The sequence below is a fragment of the Ochrobactrum sp. A-1 genome (assembly GCF_022488005.1).
GTDB lineage: Bacteria > Pseudomonadota > Alphaproteobacteria > Rhizobiales > Rhizobiaceae > Brucella.
On record NZ_JAKVQC010000003.1, the window covers coordinates 200,763 to 217,944 of the forward strand.

Sequence of the window (17,182 nt, forward strand, 5' to 3'; positions counted from 1 at the left end):
AAGATGCGGTGGAGAAGGATTGGGCGAGCACCACGCCCGCCTCAGGCTGGGCGATCACCGCGTTGGCGCCCGCCATTCGAAGCGGCCGTGGCCGTCCTCGTCGGTCCACAAGGGAACCGCGCGGCCGATGACGGCGCTGGCCGGGATCGGGCCGAAATAGCGGCCGTCCAGACTGTCGGGAACGTCCCAGTTCATGAGGAAGATCTCGCCGTCCGCGACGATGCGGCAGCCCTGCCAATCGGGGAGCGGTCGGTCGATGCGGTCGCGTTGGAGTGCCGTTCCCATCGCGACGCCGTCGACACTAATCAGGACGCCGGAGCGGCAGACGGTCTGCCCGGGAAGGCCAAGGACCCGTTTCAGGAGCGGCGTGTCGCCCGGCAGGTATCCGCCATCGGCGAGGAAGCTCGCAATCGGTTCCGGCGCAGCAACGGCGACCAGATCGGTGACTTCGAGCCGCTTTGCAGGTTCGACCGAATAGAAACCGATCGGGGTGCTGGCCGAGGCATTCCAGATGAGTTTGGTGGGGGCGTCGATCCACGTCGTCACGGCGATCGCGCTGGACGCTACGAACGTCGCCATGGCCCATTTGAGGTCGGTCATGGCGCGATCCTCCGACGCTTAAGCCACGCCTGGTGCTGATCGCGCGAGTAGCGGCGTGCGTCCTGGCCGGCGCTCAGTCGGTTGTGTACATGCCGCCAATAGTCTGGCGCGGCTTCGGCCGGATCGAGCGAAAGGGCCTCGATCGCGTCGATGAGCTGCAGCACGCGTTCGACCTTCGGCCAGCTTTCGATCTTGAGCAGGATGTCGCCGCCGGGGCGTACAAAGGGCAGCGTCTGATAGGCTTCGCCGGGCGTGATGGCGCGCACGATATCGATGCCCGAGATGATCGTGCCGAAGTCGTTGGACGCCCATCGTACGAAGGCGAAAGTCGTGCCGGGCCTGAAGGAGAGGACGCGGCGGCGGCGATCAAGGATCGTCTCCTGCACGTCTTGACCGAACCTGATCCAGTATTCGATCTGCTTTTCCACCCATGTCAGCTCGACGTGGGTGAGACGGTCGGTTTGGAAAGACGACGGCATCGAGCCGCCGCGCATGCGGGGGGCCGCGATGCCGGTCATGACGGGTCTCCTGGCGATTGGGGGAATTCGCGCGCGAGCAATTCGCGAAGCATGTCGGCGACGGTGACGCCGCGTTGAAAGGCGGCGATCTTGATGCGACCGCGCACCTCCGGCGTGACGTCGATGGTCAGCCTTGCGGTGAAGCCCGTGCTGGAAGCTGGACCGGGCGACCCCGGTTCAGTGGACTTGATCCAGTCGTCTGGATTGGAAGGCCGGGCGACGAAGCCGCGCCGGGCGCTGGCTTTGGTCATGGCGCCAACCTCCCGACTTCCGCAGTCAGGGCGGCGATCTCGCGCGCGGCCGCGCTATTGTCGTCGGCCTCAAAAACGAGGCGTCCGGACTGCGCCAGGTCGGCGAAGGCGACACGCTGGCCGATCGTCGCCGACATCAGGGGCGGATCGTGATCGGCCAGTGTCTCGGCGGTCTCGCGGGCGATGACGGTGCGTGCAGCGCAGCGGTTGAGTACGAAGCGGGCGAGGAGTTGCGGCCGATAGATTCGGGCCTCTGCGAGCAGCGCCAGCATTTCGGCCGAGGCCCAGCCATCGAGAGGTGACGGCTGCACAGGGATCAGGACAAGATCGGCGGCGAGCAGCGCCGAACGCATACGACCTGCAACGCGCGGTGGTCCGTCGATGACGATGTGATCGGCGTCACGCGCGAGTTCGGGCGCCTCGCGATGAAGTGTGTCGCGCGCCAAGCCGATGACGCCGAACAGGCGAGGCAGGCCCTCGCGGGTGCGTTGCTGCGACCAGTCGAGCGCCGATCCCTGCGGGTCGGCATCGATCAGGGTGATGCGCTTGCCTTCACGCGCCCATTGACCGGAAAGATGCAGCGCGAGCGTCGTTTTGCCGACGCCGCCTTTCTGATTGAGAAGTGCGACGATCATTTCGCGCCTCCAGGCTCGTCGCCGAAGGTGAGATGCGCGTGGCCGGAAGAGCGGTCCGTACAGGCGGAGCTACGAAGAGCCTGATCGGTTACATGCGCTTGAAGTGATGGCTTTTTGGCCTGGTTCGGCCGCCTTCCGGCGATGTTTTCCACATCGCGCGCGCGCTCTTCAAAGTTAGATTCTTGGTTAGACTCTAAGTTAAGGGCGCGATTTCGCTTTTTGTTTCCAGAGCTTACACCCTGTTTCGGTTCCCGATAGCACGAGCCTCCGGTTCCCGATAGCACGATAGGTCGGGTTCCTGATAGCACGAGGCCGTCCACAGGTTGTCCACAGGCCGCCGATGGTTCAAAAGCAAGCAGCAACCGGCCGCCGACTTCGACCTCAAGGAACAGCGAGTAGCCGGGCAATGGCTGGCGGCGAATGATGTCGCGCAGCTCGAACGCGAAGCGCTTGAATGGCGAAAGACTGCCGGATTTCTGATGCAGGTGGCGGAAGTCGAAGCGCCAGCCATTGCGTTGTTTGCCGCCATGCTTGCGCACAATGCGGTAGAGCCAGCGGTCGAGGCCTCCAGTGAGACCGAAATAGTCCCGGTCGATGGTCAGGACGAGCGCATCGTCGAGAACGGCGCGGTAGAACCAGTCCGGCACGATCAGCTCGATGCCGGCGGGACGCCCCTGGCGATCGGTGCGCTCCTGCCATTCATTGATCCAGGAGAAACGGTGGCGGCGGCCTTCGGCCGCTTGCCGTATCGAGGTTGCGACCGTGGTCGACTGCAGCCGGTCGAGGGCAGCCTTGAGGCGCTGATAATCGCGCATCGATACGCCGCGGCCGATGAAATTGAGGATCTCGTAGGGGGTGGCGGCCATCAGGCGCGAAGTGCGAAGACCTTTGTCGCGCGCTTCGACGATCTGGCTCGCCGCCCAGATGAGGATGTCGGCATCCCAGATTGTGGCCATGCCATGATCGGGAACCGCCTCGACGCGGATGCTCACGTCGCCGGCGACGAAATCGATCGGCGCGGTGCGGTGTGACTTGGAGAGGGAGAAGAACGGATAGGCCATGAGGTCCTGCGCGTCGCGGGGCGCGAAATCGCCAGGGAGCGCGTGGAACAGATCGAGTTGTCCGCGCTCCGGAGATGGGCGATGCCGCGTCGTCATTGAAAAGACCGCGCGGATCAGCGGGCGTGACGGCCGGCATGGGATGCCGGTGCGGGCTCATGGCGTTTCGCGGGCAGCACGCTGCCCCGCGGATCGGAGGTGGACGTCACGGCGCCGCGTTCAGCCCATGCCTCAAGCTCATTGACGGAATAGACGACGCGCCCGCCAAGCTTGCGATAGGCCGGCCCGGTGCCGTAGGTCCGGTGCTTTTCGAGGGTACGGGCCGAGAGACTGAGGAATTCGGCGGCTTCCTTGGTGCGGAGGAAGCGCGGCGGCAGGGTCGCGAGATTGGCGTTCATGGTGGCCTCCGTGGCTTTCGCGGGAGCCGCTGGCGTTCAGCGGCGAACGAAGGCCACGGTGGCGAAGAAGAATAGCGAAGGGGGAGTGCGAACTTGGGGGGGCCTAATTCGCACACCTTGCCCTAGTAGCGCAGGTTACGAACGACGGCGGTGGCGAAGAAGCTTGCGGTAACCGCCGTCGATCATCGCGAAGCCGTCCTTGACCAGATCGAGGACAGCGTCCCGGAGCGCGGACGTTTTCCAGGGGTCGCTGGCAACGCGTTCAACGCCGAAAATCGCTTCGGCGATCTCGCGATAGTCGGCGTTGTGCAAACGGCCGTCAGCGGCGCGCAGCATGTTTTTGAGACGACGGCGCTGCTGCGCCGTCATCCGACTGTCCTGTGGCACAGGCAGGCCGTGAAGGCTTCGCCAGAGTCTGATCAGTGACTGGACACGATCCAGGCTGTGGGCGTCGAGCGGAATGATGGCGGCGATGGACTGCGTCGGCTCGAGACCCGCTCTCGCGACAAGGTGCAGGCGACCGCTTCCGGTGAGAACCGATATATGCAGTCCTTCCTCTGAACTGCGGCTGATTTCCGAGCGAATATCCTCGAAAATGCGAGGGCTGACCTGCTCAATTTCCGGGGCGGGTCCGATATGGACTACGCTGGTGTCAGCTTCCGGCGTCCAGAAAACAGGTTGTTCGAGTGCATTCAGGCTGGGCCTGGCGGGGAAATCGGAGACCCCAGCGATCGCCGATCGCTTCGGTCTCAGGCCCGAGTTCGGAGGCCATGCGGATGGAGTTTGCGTAGTCGCGCTGGTAATCGAGATTGCGCCGAAGGCACTCCCACGCCAGTGCATCTACATCTGCCCGATCGAGATAGTCGTATGTAGTTGATGATCGCCATTCTCTTGTATCGGGCGTCATTTAATCCTCCCCGTTCAGCGAATACGCGTACAGAGCGAATTGATTCCGGGGATTCTATTTCTTGGGAAGGTTGCAAGGCGCAACAGGCGTTGCACTTGAGACAACACGGGATCTAATGAGGCCGGCCGCGCCTGAGCTGCCGGTAGCCATGCTTGGTCATCCAGTGTGCGCGAGCCAGATGGCTGTCGTGGACGCGGCGAGCGCGGTCCGGCTCAGTCGTTGGACAGATGCCGAAAAGAACCTCGGCCGCTTCGCGCCAGTCTGCTCCATCTGCCTCTGCGTCCAGCAGACGAGCATAGAGCTTGATGTGCTGTCGGTCATACTCGGTGAGCGACAGCATGGAAGGGGCTTCGTCGAGGAAATCAATTGTGGTCATTAGTCGGCACGTGACACTCTGGGATGGCGGTTGCTATTCTTAAGCACCATTACAGCGCGACGATGACAAGCGGGAGGCGGTAGAAGGGTGGGAATTACCGGACTCTGCTGCGTTCGGCTGCTTCGTGCACATCGACAAGCATAACCCCTTCGTTGCGGCCCGATCTGATGAAGGCGATTCCTTCGGCCTCAAGCGCTCTGCGGACTTGGTCGCTGGTGCTTTCATACACACGCAGTTCAGCGGCCGACTCCATGCGCTTGAGCGCCGTCAGCGAAACCTTGGCCTTGTCAGCGAGCATCTCCTGTGTCCAACCCAGTAATGCGCGCGCGGCCCGTGTTTGTCGGGAAGTGATCATGCATGATCACCTCCCACCGTGCGTCAACGTCACGCCAGAACTACGGCTATTATAGACGGATTTGGAGTGGAAAGCGACCCAGAATCGGTGTTCCTAGAGATTTGACGTCTGGTCAGTGGCGGGGGCGATTCGGGCAGTGCTGGGTTCTCTCTCCAAGCCAAGGCGAGCAGGAGAGATTGTTCGAGGCTTATCGTGCTGCCGGAAGACGACGACTCATGCCAGGAACGCCAGATAATTAGGAAATCCCGGCGGCTTGCGCCGCCGGGCTCCCGGTATCCCGCTCAGAACGGGATGTCATCGTCGTCGATGAACTTGCCGTCTTCGTTCTGGGTCTGCTTTGCCCGGCTGAGGAAGTCCACCGTCTCGGCGATGATCTCGCAGCCGTAGCGCTCAACGCCCTGCTGATCGGTCCACTTGGTGTAGTGGATGCGGCCGCGAACCAGAACCTTCATGCCCTTCTCGCAATGCTGCTGGATCGTCTTACCGAGGCCGTTGAAGGCGGTGATCCGGTGCCATTCGGTGTCCTGGACGCGATAGCCGTCCTTGTCTCGGACAACCTTGCCTTCCGAGTAGCGGGGGCGCGAGGTGGCCAGCGTGAAGTGGGTGATCGAGGTGCCGCTCTGGGTGTTGCGGGTTTCGGGGTCCTGGCCGATGTTGCCGGCAAGAATGACGATGTTCTGCATTGTAAGTCTCCGTTGCTTCTCGAAGGGACCATCCCTCCGACGAGACCCGGCCAAGGCCGTCGGGAGACGCCAGCAAGTGCCGCCTTGGCGGCACCTCGCCCTTAAGGCCCGGAGTGGAGCGGGCAGCCGCGCTTGCGCGGCAACACGGTCCGGAGCCGCGGGGGTTGCGGTCGGAAACCGAACGGACTTAGGGGATCAGTCAGTCGGAGGGATTGGCGCCTCGGAAAGCTGACACCGGGGACGCACAGCAGAACCGTTCGTCCTTCCCGGCAACGAGGGCGCTACAGGCCCCGATATGAAACCCGCATCAGAGCGGGGTGCGCGCCGCCGGGATCGCCGTCACGAGCCGCAGCACGCCGCCAGTCGGAAGGCGAGCCGGGACCAGGACGAAACGGCTATTGGGCTCCAGGATGTATGGCGTTGTTCCACCCCGTCGGCCGAAGGTGCGATCCAGTGAATTGCAGGGCTGGAGAGCATGAAGGTGTTCGCGGACGCCACGACACGGAGGGGAACGAAGCAGAGAGTGGCGACCTTGCTAAGGCTGGGAGGGTATCAGCCGATGACCGACTTCCACAGCGGGGCCAATCGGAGCGAAGACCTTGGCCCTTACAGCGCCGGTGGCGCCATTCCTCAGAGCAGGATGCCGGAAGCCCAACAGTGCAAACCGGCGCAGATTTTTTGTGACGAGCGGCGATTCGCGATCGCATCAGCGAGACAGGACGCCTGTACCGAGCGCATTGAGATTGAGCATCGCCGCTATGCCGATGAAGAGACCGCCGGCGCCGCCGAGCAGGTTCAGCATAATCGTCGCGTCGACGAAATTCTTCGTGACGCCATGCACGAGCGCATAACCGGCGATCATCGCCGGCACCGCGAATACGGCGAGGGCGATAAGCCGCAAGGCCGGGTTCTTGGCAAAGCCTACGACGGCGATGACCAGCGCCACGGATAGCAGCGCCGCGCCGAGGGCGGCGAGCGCCGACAGCAGGAAGCCGGCCTCCATTCCATAGACATATTGAAAGGCCGTCAGCCCGACCATGAACGGCAAGGCGTAGATGGCAAAGTTGTAGGCGATGACGCAAAGCGCGATCGTCAGGGAGATGGCAAGCAGGATGAGGGTCACGGCAGCCTCCGCATGAACGATTGAGGATCACCACAGGCTGCCGGATAATACGCTCCGCCTGCGACTATGCCAGTTCGCCGTTGCTGCAAATATTCTTCAAGAAAGCCATCAACCTCGTGTTCAGTCAAGTAGAGGCGGCTGGCAGGCCGCCGAGCGGCGGCGCTTTACGCGCCGCCGTCGAACTTCATGACTGGAATGCCGAGCTTGCGCGCCTTATCCGCAAGGTTCTCCTGAATCCCGGTGCCGGGGAAGACCAGGACGCCGACCGGCAGGACATCGAGCATGGCGTCGTTGCGCTTGAAGGGCGCGGCCTTGGCGTGCTTCGTCCAGTCGGGCTTGAAGGCGACCTGCGGCACCTTGCGACTGTCAGCCCAGCGGGAGGCGATCAGTTCGGCGCCCTTCGGCGAGCCGCCGTGCAGGAGCACCATGTCCGTGTGCTTGGCATGAACCTGATCGAGCTTCGTCCAGATCAGGTTGTGATCGTTGAAGTCCGCACCGCCCGTGATGGCGACTCTGGGACCGGCGGGCAGCAGCACATCGGTCTCGGCCCGGCGCTTAGCGGCGAGGAAATCGCGGCTGTCGATCATTGCCGAGGTGAGGTTGCGATGGTTGACCATCGAACCGCTGCGCGGCCGCCAGGGCGTGCCGGTGTGGTGCTCGAAGGCGTCCGCCGAGAGGTCGCGGAAGAGTTCCATGCTGTTGCGCCGTTCGACCAGGGTCTGTCCCTCCGCCGTGAGGCGTTCGAGTTCGACGCTCTTGACCTCGCTGCCATCCTGTTCCCGCTGAAGGCGGAGCTGCCCCTGCTCGTTGTCGTCGAGTTCGCGTTCGACCCGGTCGGCGGCGCGATGGAAGAGATTGACCGTCGACCAGAGGAGATCGTCGAGATCGGGTTCGAGGCGGGTGTCGCCGAGCGTCGAGACGAGGGCGTCGAAGATGTCTGCGACGGCTGCGGCGACGGTGTTGCCCTCCGGTAGCGGACGCGGATCGGGTTCGTCCTGGAAAGGGCGGTAGCCATAGAGCTGGAGTTCGGTGAGGACGTGATCGGTGGGGGATGAGGTGTGGAACGGCTCGAAGCCTGCGTCATCGTCTTCGTTCATCATCGGGAGCATCCTTCGTCTGGAGACCGCGCCCATCGCGGCCTTCGCAGGCGTCGAAGCTCACGGGCGGGACGGCCTGGCAGCCCTCGTGCTCCCGCGAGGGCCTTGATGGCCAAGCCGGCTATTTTGCTTCGCGATGCAAAGGCGGGGCTTGCCCCGCCGGCGGAAAATAGCCGAGAGCGCAGCGCCATTGCCCGGCTGGCCCGTTTGTGAGCCGATCGCCCCCTCAGAAGGCCGTGGGCGCCCTCTCCGACGCGGGAAGGGTGTTCCCGATGATGAGCGGAGACGGCAGGCGGAGCCATTCAGAGCTTTGCCCCATCCCCCCGCCGATCCTCTCACCCCTCCATGAACCGGCTGACGTCCACGGGATGAAGCTGATCCTTCAGGGCCGCCCGGAGGGCATCGACGCCGCGCCAGCGCAGATCCTCGTTGAAGTCCTCGCGCGCTGGCGACATCGCAACCGCTTCGATCCCGACGCTCGCAGCTCGGGCGATCAGGCTGTCTCTCGCGCCGTCCCCAGCCGGATCACGATCGCGAAGGACATAGAGCCTGCGTAGCGTCGCCGGGAACAGGATGGCGGCGAGGTGTGCGGCCGAGAGCGCCGCCAGCATCGGCATGTGCGGCAGAACCTGACGGGGCGACAGCACGGTCTCGATGCCCTCCCCGGCGACCAGCACATCGCCGGCAACGCCAAAGCGGACGCCGTGTCCGAGAAGGTCGCCCATCGCCCGCCTCGGCGTTTCGACAGGCGCCTTGCCCGAGCCGTCCGGGGCGAGCCAGGTGCGGTGCGCGCCGGTCTGTCGCCCGTCAAGGTCGGTGACGGACGCGATCATCGCCGGCCAGATCTCCGTGGGCGAATGCTCGTCGGGCCGGTAATAGCACCGGGGATGGTAGCGCAGTGCGGTGCCGCCGATGAGCGACGTGATTGCCCGCCCGCTGAGGTAGGTCGCCGCGAGCGTGCCGGGGATCGGCTGCGACATGGCGAACAGCCGCCGCGACGCTTCGGGCGAACCGACGGCAATGCTCGATGTCCTGCCGGTCGGTGTCCCTGTCTGTTCCGGCGAGGGATGCGGGAGACTGAGGAAACGGCGCGCTTCCTCGGCCACATCCTTGAAATCGACGAGGCCAAGCGCCTCGCGGATGATGTCGAGCAGATCGCCATGGTCGCCGGTGGCGGCGTCGGTCCATTTCCCGGCCGGACCTTTGGGGGTGTCCCTGAGCCGGACATAGAGGGAGCGGCCGGGGCTGTTCTGCGCGTCCCCGACCTGCCAGTAATTGCCTGCCCTCCGACCGGAGGACAGGTATTCGCGGCAGACCGCCTCGGCCTCGCGGCCGAGGCGATGCGCCAGTTCTGAGGCGTGACGCGAAGCCATTTATGCAGCCTCCCGTTCGCCGATGCGTTCGACCGGCCAGGGGTCGAAGAGCTTGCCGATGATTACCGGCCCCTGAGCATCCACCGGCACGAAGAAGCGCAGCTTCCACGAGATGATCTCGTGATAGAGGCCATAGGCCGTGAGGCGCTGGCGCATCGTGTCGGTGAAGCCGGTGAGTTCGATGCGCAGCGCGCCCATGACGCGGACCCGGCGAAGCTGAAGGCCCTCGGCGAGATCGAGGATCGTCTTTCCGTCCATAAGGGCGGTGAAGGCATCCTCCGGCGTGATCGACGTGACGCCGGTCGCGGTCGCGTGGGCGACCCAGGCAGGCGAAACGCGGCGGCCGATGATCCGCTCGCCAGCATCGGTCTGGAGCCGATAGACGCGGGTGGATTCGTTCGGCAACCGCTTCCAGATAGGCAACAGGAGACCTGTCACCATATGCAGGGTGCTGTCGGAAAACTCCGGCACCTCGGCAATCTCGGCATTCCAGGCAGAGGCGAAGGCGTCCCGGTCGGCTTCGACCCAATGGGTCTCGGGCATGGTCTTGACCGGGATGTTGTGCGCTTCCATCGGCCGGATCAGCCGGACACGGCGCTCGATCTCGCCATCGTCCAGCATGACGCTGGTGGTCGGAACCTGCACGGCGGCGCGGCCCGACCGCTCGTTGACCAACAGGACCGCGCGCGGATCGTCCAGGTTGCCTATGGCCTCCGCCAGCGTGACCGGATGGTTGCGCTTGCGCTCGGTGATGGTCAGCAGGCGGGTCTGGGCGCCGGTGCGCGGGTGCGTATAGATCGTCTGGCGGTCGGTGACGACAAAGCTCTCCGCTCGCAGCGTCTCCAGCCCGGCGTCATAGGTGCCCGACGCGATGGCGCCCTCGATGCGCGCCGTCAGAAGTTGCTCGAAGGCGGTAAACAGCACGCCCTGAAGCTCAATCGTCAAGGCCAGCAGCCGGTTCAGGAAGGTCGTGATGGCTGGGAGGTCATCCTTGATGCCGTTGGAGTCCATCAGTTTCAAGCCGGTGGCGCTCTCAAAGCGGTCGAGCGAGCATCCCTCGACCTTGCCGCGGACCAGCAGCAGGTAGAGCTGGCGCAGCGCGTCGCGGGCGTAATGCGATTCCAGATTGTCCTCGGGCCAAAACAGGCCCTGACCGCCGGTCTGGCGCTGGCCGCGCGTGATCGCGCCCAGGGTGTCGAGACGGCGGGCGATGGTCGAGAGGAAGCGCTTTTCGGCTTTGACGTTCGTGGTGATCGGCCGGAACAGGGGTGCTTGCTTCTGGTTGGTCCGGTGCGTTCGGCCAAGCCCCTGGATCGCAGTATCGGCCTTCCATCCGGCTTCGAGCAGGTAATGGACGCGCAGCCTCGTGTTCCGTGCCGACAGTTCGGCATGATAGCTGCGGCCGGTGCCGCCGGCGTCGGAGAACACCAGAACCTGCTTGCCGTCGTCCATGAACGCCTGGGTTTCGGCCAGGTTGGCCGAAGCTGCGCGGTTCTCGACGACAAGGCGATCAACAGTGACGCCCTTGCCAGCCTTGCGGATGATGCGCCGCGACCGGCCCGTCACTTCAGCCACGGTATCGGTGCCGAAATGCTGAATGAGCTGGTCCAGCGCACCGGGGACCGGCGGCAGGCTGGCGAGCTTTGCGATCAGCTCGTCGCGGCGGGCGACCGCTTCGCGGCTTTCGACGGGCTGGCCGTCGCGCATGACGGGCCGCGACGACATATTGCCCTCCGAGTCGGTGAACGGCTCGTAGAGCTGCACCGGGAAGGAATGGGCAAGGTAGTCCAGGACATATTCCCTCGGGGTGATGTCCACGCGGACGTCGTTCCATTCCTCGGTCGGCAGCTCGCCCAGCCGGCGTTCCATAAGCGCCTCGCCGGTCGAGACGATCTGGATCACGGCCGAATGGCCCGCCTCCAGATCGGATGCGATGGAGCGGAGCAGCGTCGGGGTTTTCATGCTGGTCAGGAGGTGGCCGAAAAACCGCTGCTTGGCCGACTCGAAGGCCGAGCGCGCGGCGGATTTCGCCTGCCGATTCAGGGTGCCCGTGCTGCCGGTAATATTGGCCGCTTCCATCGCAGCATCCAGATTGTTGTGAATGATGGCGAAGGCCCCGGCATAGGCATCGTAGATGCGGGTCTGTTCGGGGGTCAGCTCATGCTCGACCAGCTCGTATTCGACGCCGGCGAAGGACAGCGACCGGGCGGTGTAGAGGCCGAGGGCGCGCATGTCCCGGGCCAGAACCTCCATCGCCGCGACGCCGCCGCCCTCGATAGCCTCGACGAATTCGGCCCGCGTGGCGAAGGGGAAATCCTCGCCCCCCCAAAGGCCAAGGCGCTGGGCATAGGCGAGGTTGTGGACCGTAGTGGCGCCGGTCGCGGAGACATAGACGATGCGGGCATCCGGCAGGGCGTGCTGGAGGCGAAGCCCGGCTCGGCCCTGCTGGCTGGCAGCGACATCGCCCCGTTCTCCCTTGCCGCCTGCGGCGTTCTGCATCGAATGCGCCTCGTCGAAGACGATCACTCCATCGAAATCCTCGCCCAACCATTCGACGATCTGTTTGACGCGTGAAACCCTATCGCCGCGGTCGTCTGAGCGTAGCGTGGCATAGGTCGTGAAAAGGATGCCTTCGGGCAGCGTCACGGGCTTGCCCTGCGGGAAGCGCGACAGCGGCGTAACCAGGAGGCGCTCCATGCCGAGCGCCGACCAGTCACGCTGTGCGTCTTCCAGCAATTTGTCGGATTTGGAGATCCAGACGGCCTTGCGGCGGCCCTGCATCCAGTTGTCGAGGATGATGGCGGCGGATTCCCGCCCCTTGCCGACGCCGGTGCCGTCACCGACGAAGAAGCCTTGCCGGAAGCGGACGGCGTTCTTGGCGTCCTCGGCCGCCGCGCTGACCACATCGCAGGTCTCGTCGACGGTCCAGGCCCCGGCGAGATGGTCGGCATGGGCCTGGCCGGCATAGATGACGGTCTCAAGCTGCGCGTCGGACAGAAGACCGAGAATGGTCTTTGGCAGATGCGGCCGGTAGCTGGGCTTCGGCGGGGCGACGCTCGCCATCGCCGCCGACTGGACGAGCTGGGTTGGATGAGGCTGGGCGCCGGGAATACGGATGACCTGAAGCCCGTATTCCTCATAGATGGCGTCGGTGATGTGGCCTCCCTCGGCTGGCTGCCAATCGACGATCTCATAGTCGAGCGGTGCGGCTTCCGGTTCGGTCTGCGGCGCCGGGCGGGCGGCTTTCGCGGTGGCGGCGATATAGCCGCGCACGGTGCGAGGCGCAGGCGCTGCGGCAACCGGAACAACGACTGAAGGATCGACAGGCTGCCGCGCGGGCAGGCTCGCGCCGATCCAGGCCATCAGGGTGGCGGCATCCGGTGCGGCGCCGGGAGAGGTTGGGAAGACTGCCGGATCGTCGGCGGGCAGCTTGTCGATGACGGTGATCCGGGTATCGATCGTCGTGCCATGCTTGGCATAGACAGAACCATCGACTGCGGCAGAGAAGACCACGCGACCGCGCTCCTGCAGCCGGACGAAGGCCGGGGTCCAGGCAGGATTATCGGGGGCGAAGCTCGCGCCGGTGATCGTCACCAGCCGCCCGCCGGGCGCAAGGCGCGCAAGCGCCGAAGCGACGTGGCGGAAGGCGGCATCGGCGACGCGGCCCTGGACATTCGCCAGCGCCGAGAACGGCGGGTTCATCAGCACCACGGACGGGACCAGGGCAGGATCGAGGTGATCGTCGATCTGCGCCGCGTCGAAACGCGTGACGGACAAGGCGGGAAAGAGGGAGGAAAGTAGACCGGCGCGCATCTCGGCCAGCTCGTTGAGGACGAGGGCGCCGCCGGCGATCTCGGCCAGGATGGCGAGCAATCCGGTCCCGGCCGAGGGTTCCAGAACCCGGTCGGCGGGCGTGATGGCGGCGGCGGTCGCCGCTGCCAGCCCCAGTGGGATCGGGGTGGAGAATTGCTGGAAGGTCTGCGCCTCCTCCGAGCGGCGTGTATGGGTCGGCAGCAGCCCGGCGATCCGCGTCAGCAGCGGCAGGCTATCGGCTGGCGAACCGGCTTTACGGAAAAGCGCCTTTCCGTACTTGCGCAGGAACAGGACGATCGCGGCCTCGCAGGCGTCATAGGCGGTTTTCCAGTCCCAGGCGCCAGCGGTATCGGACGCGCCGAAGGCGGTTTCCATCGCGCTGCGAAGCGTGGCGGCGTCGATGCGCTGGCCGCGCTCGAGGTGGGGCAGAAGAAGAGCTGCCGCCGAAAAGACGGACGTGGCGGCATGGCTGTCGGGGACAAGCGGAAGCGGCCCGGCGACCGATGCCGCCGCAGATGCGGAAATCATGTTCATGGAGGAGACCTCGGGAGAGCAGGACAGGATCGAGCCGCGCAGCGCTCTCTCTCGACCGCACAGGCTCAAACCCGTCCCCGGCCTCCTCTGACTCTCGAAAGGTGGGCCGTGGCTGGCATGCAAAAAGCGCCCTGCCGAATGGCAGGACGCTTGCCGGGTTCAGCCGAAGCGACGGCCGGTTGCCGTGAACGTGTATTCGTTGGCGGTGATCGCCTCGTCGACGGCCTCGTCCGAGGTGAGACACTCGTATTCGCGTTCGAGCTGCCGATAGAGCCAACGGGCCAGGTCGCGCAGCGCCTCGGCCACGGTGTCTTCCGCATCGGCCGTCATATCCTGATAGGTTGGACTGTCGCGCTCTACCGAGATCGTCATGCAGTATTCGTGGTAGTAGTGACCGCGATGGTTCGCCTCGGCGCTAAGCTGGTAGAAATTACGCCGCTGGACCGCCTGAAGTGCATCGGCGATGCAGTGCAGTTCGGCGTCTTGCGGCGCGTGTTCCCTGATGCGGCGCGGGGCGTTTTTCCGGTAGGAATAGAAGGTCTCGAAGCAGGCGCCGTCGCCCTGGCTCCAGAACCCCCGAAACCAGATGCAGGGCTTCTGCCAGGAGCCGACGCCGTTGAGCCGCATGCTGCGGGTTTTCAGCCGAAGGCCGAGGATTTCCGCGATCTGTTGGAAATCCTCGTAAACGGCATCATACCAGTCGTAGTCGAAGCCGCCTTCGCGATACCAATCGCGGGCCTTCTCCTTGGCGGCGTCAGCAAGCTCGTCGAGCTGATAGACCGTGGTTTCGATGACCTTACTCATCTGAGCCGCCTCCATCGAGAACCTGGGCGAGCCAGCCATCGGTGTAGGTCCATGCCACCGTCTCGCCGGTGGCGAGGTCGAGGACATGAGCGCCGCCGCCGAAACCGTCGAGGCGCCGCCGCGAGCAGGTGTTGGCGTATTGGAAGCCCCAGAGACCACTGAGGCGGAACTCGGTCGCGCAGATCTTCACGAACTGGAGCAGACGCTCGGGATCGCCTGTCTGGTCATCGCGCATCCAGAGCCGGCCACCCCCGTGCTCCGGCTGGATCGATAGGAGAAACCCCTCGGACGGCGGTTCTTCGGAAGCGCCTTCCTCCGAAAGCTTGTTGTAGAGGTCGAGCGCTCGGGCGGCATTATCGGGCGTGCCGACGTCAAGAAGGCACGAGAAATGGGTAAAGTAGTTGGCCATGTCAGGCTCCTGAAACGAGAAAGCCCGGCGCGATGGCCGGGCGAGGTTCAAGGGATGGACGCGGTGCGGAAGCGTCAGAGGCGGAACTGCGCCACAAGCCGCTGGGCATCGGCATGGTGGCGCAGCATGTCGCGATAGAACCGCTTTCGCGCGCCCCGCAGTGCGGGATCGCGCCGGGCCGATAAAGCCAGCTTGCAGCGCGCGGCGCGGATTACGGCGCGCTCGCTGTCCCAGACCAGGATGTCGAGGCGCAGGTAGGTCTCATACATCGCCACCACCTAGACGTTGATGCGTTCGCACAGAGCGTCGATACGAGTCGGATCGAGGCCGGTATGCGCGCCGTCATTGGTGACGATGTTTTCGAGCGCAGGTTCGAGATCGCCGCGCCCCAGGGCGAGCTGGAGGAGGCGCAGCCCCGCCAGCAAGGCGTCGCGCTCTTGGGCGGTGACGCCGATGGTCAGGAAGGCCTCTACGGCTTCACCGTCTTCGAGGAGGCGAACGCCGCTATGCTCGTCGATCTCGTAATCGTCGAACTCCTGCACATAGCCGGTGGGGAGCCATGCGCCTTCGTAATGAACGCTCCGGACGAGACTTCGCGCCTCTTCGGGCGTGTCGGCCTCTAGGACGGTTTCGTAATAGACGAAGGCGTCGTGGCCTTTGCTGACTACGAATTTCGGCATGGGAAAACTCCATAGGTGAGAACCCGGCGAAGCGAAGCGCCGGGTCGGATGGGTGGAAATCGGGGGATGGGATCAGGCGGCCTGTGGCAGCCGGAGCAGATCGGCGGCGGCCTCGCGCCAGAAGGGGTCGACCAGGCGTGCTTCGAGCAGGCCGGCCTGGTGGCGATGATTGCGGGCCGCACGCTGCTCGCCCCGGCCGGAGGCGGCGAAAGCCAGTCCGCGCAGGCGGCTGGCTTCGGTCACGATCCGGCGGGCCTCGCCGTCGCTGGCGACGGGCTGTTGCCAGAGAATGATCCCGGCGCGGATTTCGCCGGCCAGAACCAGATTCTGATCGTTGTCCTGGATGACGGCGAAGCGTGGATGAAAGCGCAGCGTCTTATCTTGGCTCACGCCAATGCCGCCGCGCCTGACCGAAACGGCCGCGAAGCTGGTGGCGTTCTCCAGCGACGGGCGGTCGCCGAGAAAGACGCTGCGGTCGAAGCTGTCGGCCTCGTCGGTGCCGACATAGCGGGCCGTGCCGATGCAGGTGATGCGCAGCGGCAGCTTCGCGGCAAGGCGCAGCCGGGGCACGATCTGATGCGCGAGGATGTCGCCGATCGGGGCGAAGGTGGTTTGAGGTGCAAGGGCCATCGCAGGATGCTCCAGGACGGGCGCCGGGAGCTCTCTCTCCGGCAACCAACCCGTCACGGAAAACCCGTCCGCACTCTCACTCTCCCTTGCCGGGGCATGAGCCGGTGCCGCTGCCGGCGATGAGCGGTAGCGCAGCGCTGAAGGCCCGGACGCGATCTTGCGCTCCGAGCCGTCGGGGTGAGGCGCTGTCGCGCCTCAGCCGAAGGGATCAAGTTCCAGCCTGACCATTTCTTCGTCGCCATCGAATTCGTTGGCGGGCATGGCGCCGTGAGTGCCGTCCCCGGCCTGGAAGACGATGATCGAAACCATCAGCGTGGTGGCTAGGCTTGCGGCGAAAGCGGTGGCATCTGCATAGGACATGGTTCCGGCTCCTGTCTTGGGAGGCGGGGGACCATCCCCCGCGCGACAGGCGCCCGAAGTGTCTGACCGGCTCTGCAATCACCCTCGGGCGTTCGGACCTTTTCCGAATCCCCGAGGGCGGCACGCGCGCGTAAGCCGACCCCTTGCGGGTTGATTGATAAGGAGACGGATCGGACCAAGGTTTGCGAATGGAAGCGGGATGGTGTCCGGCATCAGACAGCAGCCGGATCATCAATCTAAAGGGATGCCATTGCCCCGCACTTCCCGCCTAATGGTGAAGCGAAGATGTTTGAGGGTCTGAGCTGTCCGGGCACGAGCTTGGCCCGCTATGGCGTTGCATGGCGCCGAGGTCCACCGGTCGAATTGATGAGAATACTATGAGCGGCCGGTTGCGTCAGGATGGAATTCATACGCGCTCGAAGCTTTGATGCGGCCTCTTGTTGAGGTGAAACCATGAGCAGAAATGCACTTTTGCGGGCAACGATGAAGACGAAAGAGAGCAGCCGATCATCCTGGCGTATGGCGATGACGGTTATCGGAGCGGCCTTCGGGATTTGGACGAAGCCCGACACACCGAA

General features: G+C 64.7%; 21 protein-coding genes. All 21 read right to left on the bottom strand.

The window, feature by feature from the left end; genetic code table 11:
• Positions 1 to 54 precede the first annotated feature (54 nt).
• The 21 genes from MKS82_RS02535 to MKS82_RS02635 all read right to left on the bottom strand — a co-directional run bounded on the left by MKS82_RS02535 (position 55) and on the right by MKS82_RS02635 (position 16,604).
• Positions 55 to 600 carry a S26 family signal peptidase gene (locus MKS82_RS02535; protein WP_119036656.1) on the bottom strand — a complete coding sequence of 182 codons (546 nt, stop codon included), beginning with the start codon at positions 598 to 600 and terminating at the stop codon, positions 55 to 57.
• Complete coding sequence (locus MKS82_RS02540; RefSeq protein WP_240578302.1) at positions 597 to 1,118, bottom strand: DUF2840 domain-containing protein; 522 nt, start codon at positions 1,116 to 1,118, stop codon at positions 597 to 599. Before MKS82_RS02540 ends, MKS82_RS02535 begins: the two co-directional genes overlap by 4 nt.
• Positions 1,115 to 1,369, bottom strand: coding sequence for a hypothetical protein (locus tag MKS82_RS02545; protein WP_119036657.1), 255 nt, complete (start codon positions 1,367 to 1,369; stop codon positions 1,115 to 1,117). The genes MKS82_RS02540 and MKS82_RS02545 overlap by 4 nt, the downstream gene beginning before the upstream one ends.
• The gene (gene parA, locus MKS82_RS02550) at positions 1,366 to 2,004 is read right to left on the bottom strand and encodes a ParA family partition ATPase (protein WP_010395094.1); all 639 of its coding nucleotides are present in this window, start codon (positions 2,002 to 2,004) and stop codon (positions 1,366 to 1,368) included. Before parA ends, MKS82_RS02545 begins: the two co-directional genes overlap by 4 nt.
• Positions 2,001 to 3,161, bottom strand: a complete 1,161-nt coding sequence (locus tag MKS82_RS02555) for a replication initiator protein A (protein ID WP_119036658.1) — start codon at positions 3,159 to 3,161, stop codon at positions 2,001 to 2,003. Before MKS82_RS02555 ends, parA begins: the two co-directional genes overlap by 4 nt.
• A gap of 17 nt (positions 3,162 to 3,178) precedes the next feature.
• Positions 3,179 to 3,460 (bottom strand): helix-turn-helix transcriptional regulator, encoded by a 282-nt coding sequence (locus MKS82_RS02560; protein WP_003167739.1) that lies wholly within the window; start codon positions 3,458 to 3,460, stop codon positions 3,179 to 3,181.
• 135 nt (positions 3,461 to 3,595) lie between these two features.
• The gene (locus MKS82_RS02565) at positions 3,596 to 4,213 is read right to left on the bottom strand and encodes a DUF2285 domain-containing protein (protein WP_240578647.1); all 618 of its coding nucleotides are present in this window, start codon (positions 4,211 to 4,213) and stop codon (positions 3,596 to 3,598) included.
• On the bottom strand, positions 4,113 to 4,367 hold the full coding sequence (locus MKS82_RS02570) for a transcriptional regulator domain-containing protein (RefSeq protein ID WP_083825825.1): 255 nt from the start codon (positions 4,365 to 4,367) through the stop codon (positions 4,113 to 4,115). The genes MKS82_RS02565 and MKS82_RS02570 overlap by 101 nt, the downstream gene beginning before the upstream one ends.
• A 112-nt stretch (positions 4,368 to 4,479) precedes the next feature.
• Positions 4,480 to 4,743, bottom strand: a complete 264-nt coding sequence (locus MKS82_RS02575) for a DNA -binding domain-containing protein (RefSeq protein WP_211325917.1) — start codon at positions 4,741 to 4,743, stop codon at positions 4,480 to 4,482.
• Between the two features lie 94 nt (positions 4,744 to 4,837).
• Positions 4,838 to 5,098 (bottom strand): helix-turn-helix domain-containing protein, encoded by a 261-nt coding sequence (locus MKS82_RS02580; protein WP_029371814.1) that lies wholly within the window; start codon positions 5,096 to 5,098, stop codon positions 4,838 to 4,840.
• A 281-nt stretch (positions 5,099 to 5,379) separates the two neighbouring features.
• On the bottom strand, positions 5,380 to 5,781 hold the full coding sequence (locus MKS82_RS02585; protein ID WP_003167746.1) for a single-stranded DNA-binding protein: 402 nt from the start codon (positions 5,779 to 5,781) through the stop codon (positions 5,380 to 5,382).
• A 706-nt stretch (positions 5,782 to 6,487) separates the two neighbouring features.
• Entirely contained in the window at positions 6,488 to 6,904 is a 417-nt protein-coding gene (locus MKS82_RS02590) for a hypothetical protein (protein ID WP_240578303.1), read from the bottom strand.
• A gap of 164 nt (positions 6,905 to 7,068) precedes the next feature.
• On the bottom strand, positions 7,069 to 8,001 hold the full coding sequence (locus tag MKS82_RS02595) for a DUF2493 domain-containing protein (protein WP_211325940.1): 933 nt from the start codon (positions 7,999 to 8,001) through the stop codon (positions 7,069 to 7,071).
• Between the two features lie 335 nt (positions 8,002 to 8,336).
• Positions 8,337 to 9,374: a DUF7146 domain-containing protein gene (locus MKS82_RS02600; RefSeq protein WP_119036660.1), complete on the bottom strand. Its 1,038-nt coding sequence runs from the start codon at positions 9,372 to 9,374 to the stop codon at positions 8,337 to 8,339.
• On the bottom strand, positions 9,375 to 13,721 hold the full coding sequence (locus tag MKS82_RS02605) for a strawberry notch-like NTP hydrolase domain-containing protein (RefSeq protein WP_240578304.1): 4,347 nt from the start codon (positions 13,719 to 13,721) through the stop codon (positions 9,375 to 9,377).
• Positions 13,722 to 13,880: 159 nt separating this feature from the next.
• Positions 13,881 to 14,525, bottom strand: a complete 645-nt coding sequence (locus tag MKS82_RS02610; protein WP_119036662.1) for an antitoxin of toxin-antitoxin stability system — start codon at positions 14,523 to 14,525, stop codon at positions 13,881 to 13,883.
• Positions 14,518 to 14,934, bottom strand: coding sequence for a hypothetical protein (locus MKS82_RS02615; RefSeq protein ID WP_119036663.1), 417 nt, complete (start codon positions 14,932 to 14,934; stop codon positions 14,518 to 14,520). Before MKS82_RS02615 ends, MKS82_RS02610 begins: the two co-directional genes overlap by 8 nt.
• Before the next feature lie 74 nt (positions 14,935 to 15,008).
• The gene (locus MKS82_RS02620) at positions 15,009 to 15,203 is read right to left on the bottom strand and encodes a hypothetical protein (protein WP_010398885.1); all 195 of its coding nucleotides are present in this window, start codon (positions 15,201 to 15,203) and stop codon (positions 15,009 to 15,011) included.
• 9 nt (positions 15,204 to 15,212) lie between these two features.
• Complete coding sequence (locus tag MKS82_RS02625) at positions 15,213 to 15,614, bottom strand: hypothetical protein (RefSeq protein ID WP_010398883.1); 402 nt, start codon at positions 15,612 to 15,614, stop codon at positions 15,213 to 15,215.
• Between the two features lie 72 nt (positions 15,615 to 15,686).
• Positions 15,687 to 16,244, bottom strand: coding sequence for a hypothetical protein (locus MKS82_RS02630; protein ID WP_119036664.1), 558 nt, complete (start codon positions 16,242 to 16,244; stop codon positions 15,687 to 15,689).
• Positions 16,245 to 16,439: 195 nt separating this feature from the next.
• On the bottom strand, positions 16,440 to 16,604 hold the full coding sequence (locus MKS82_RS02635; protein WP_010398879.1) for a hypothetical protein: 165 nt from the start codon (positions 16,602 to 16,604) through the stop codon (positions 16,440 to 16,442).
• Positions 16,605 to 17,182 lie beyond the last annotated feature (578 nt).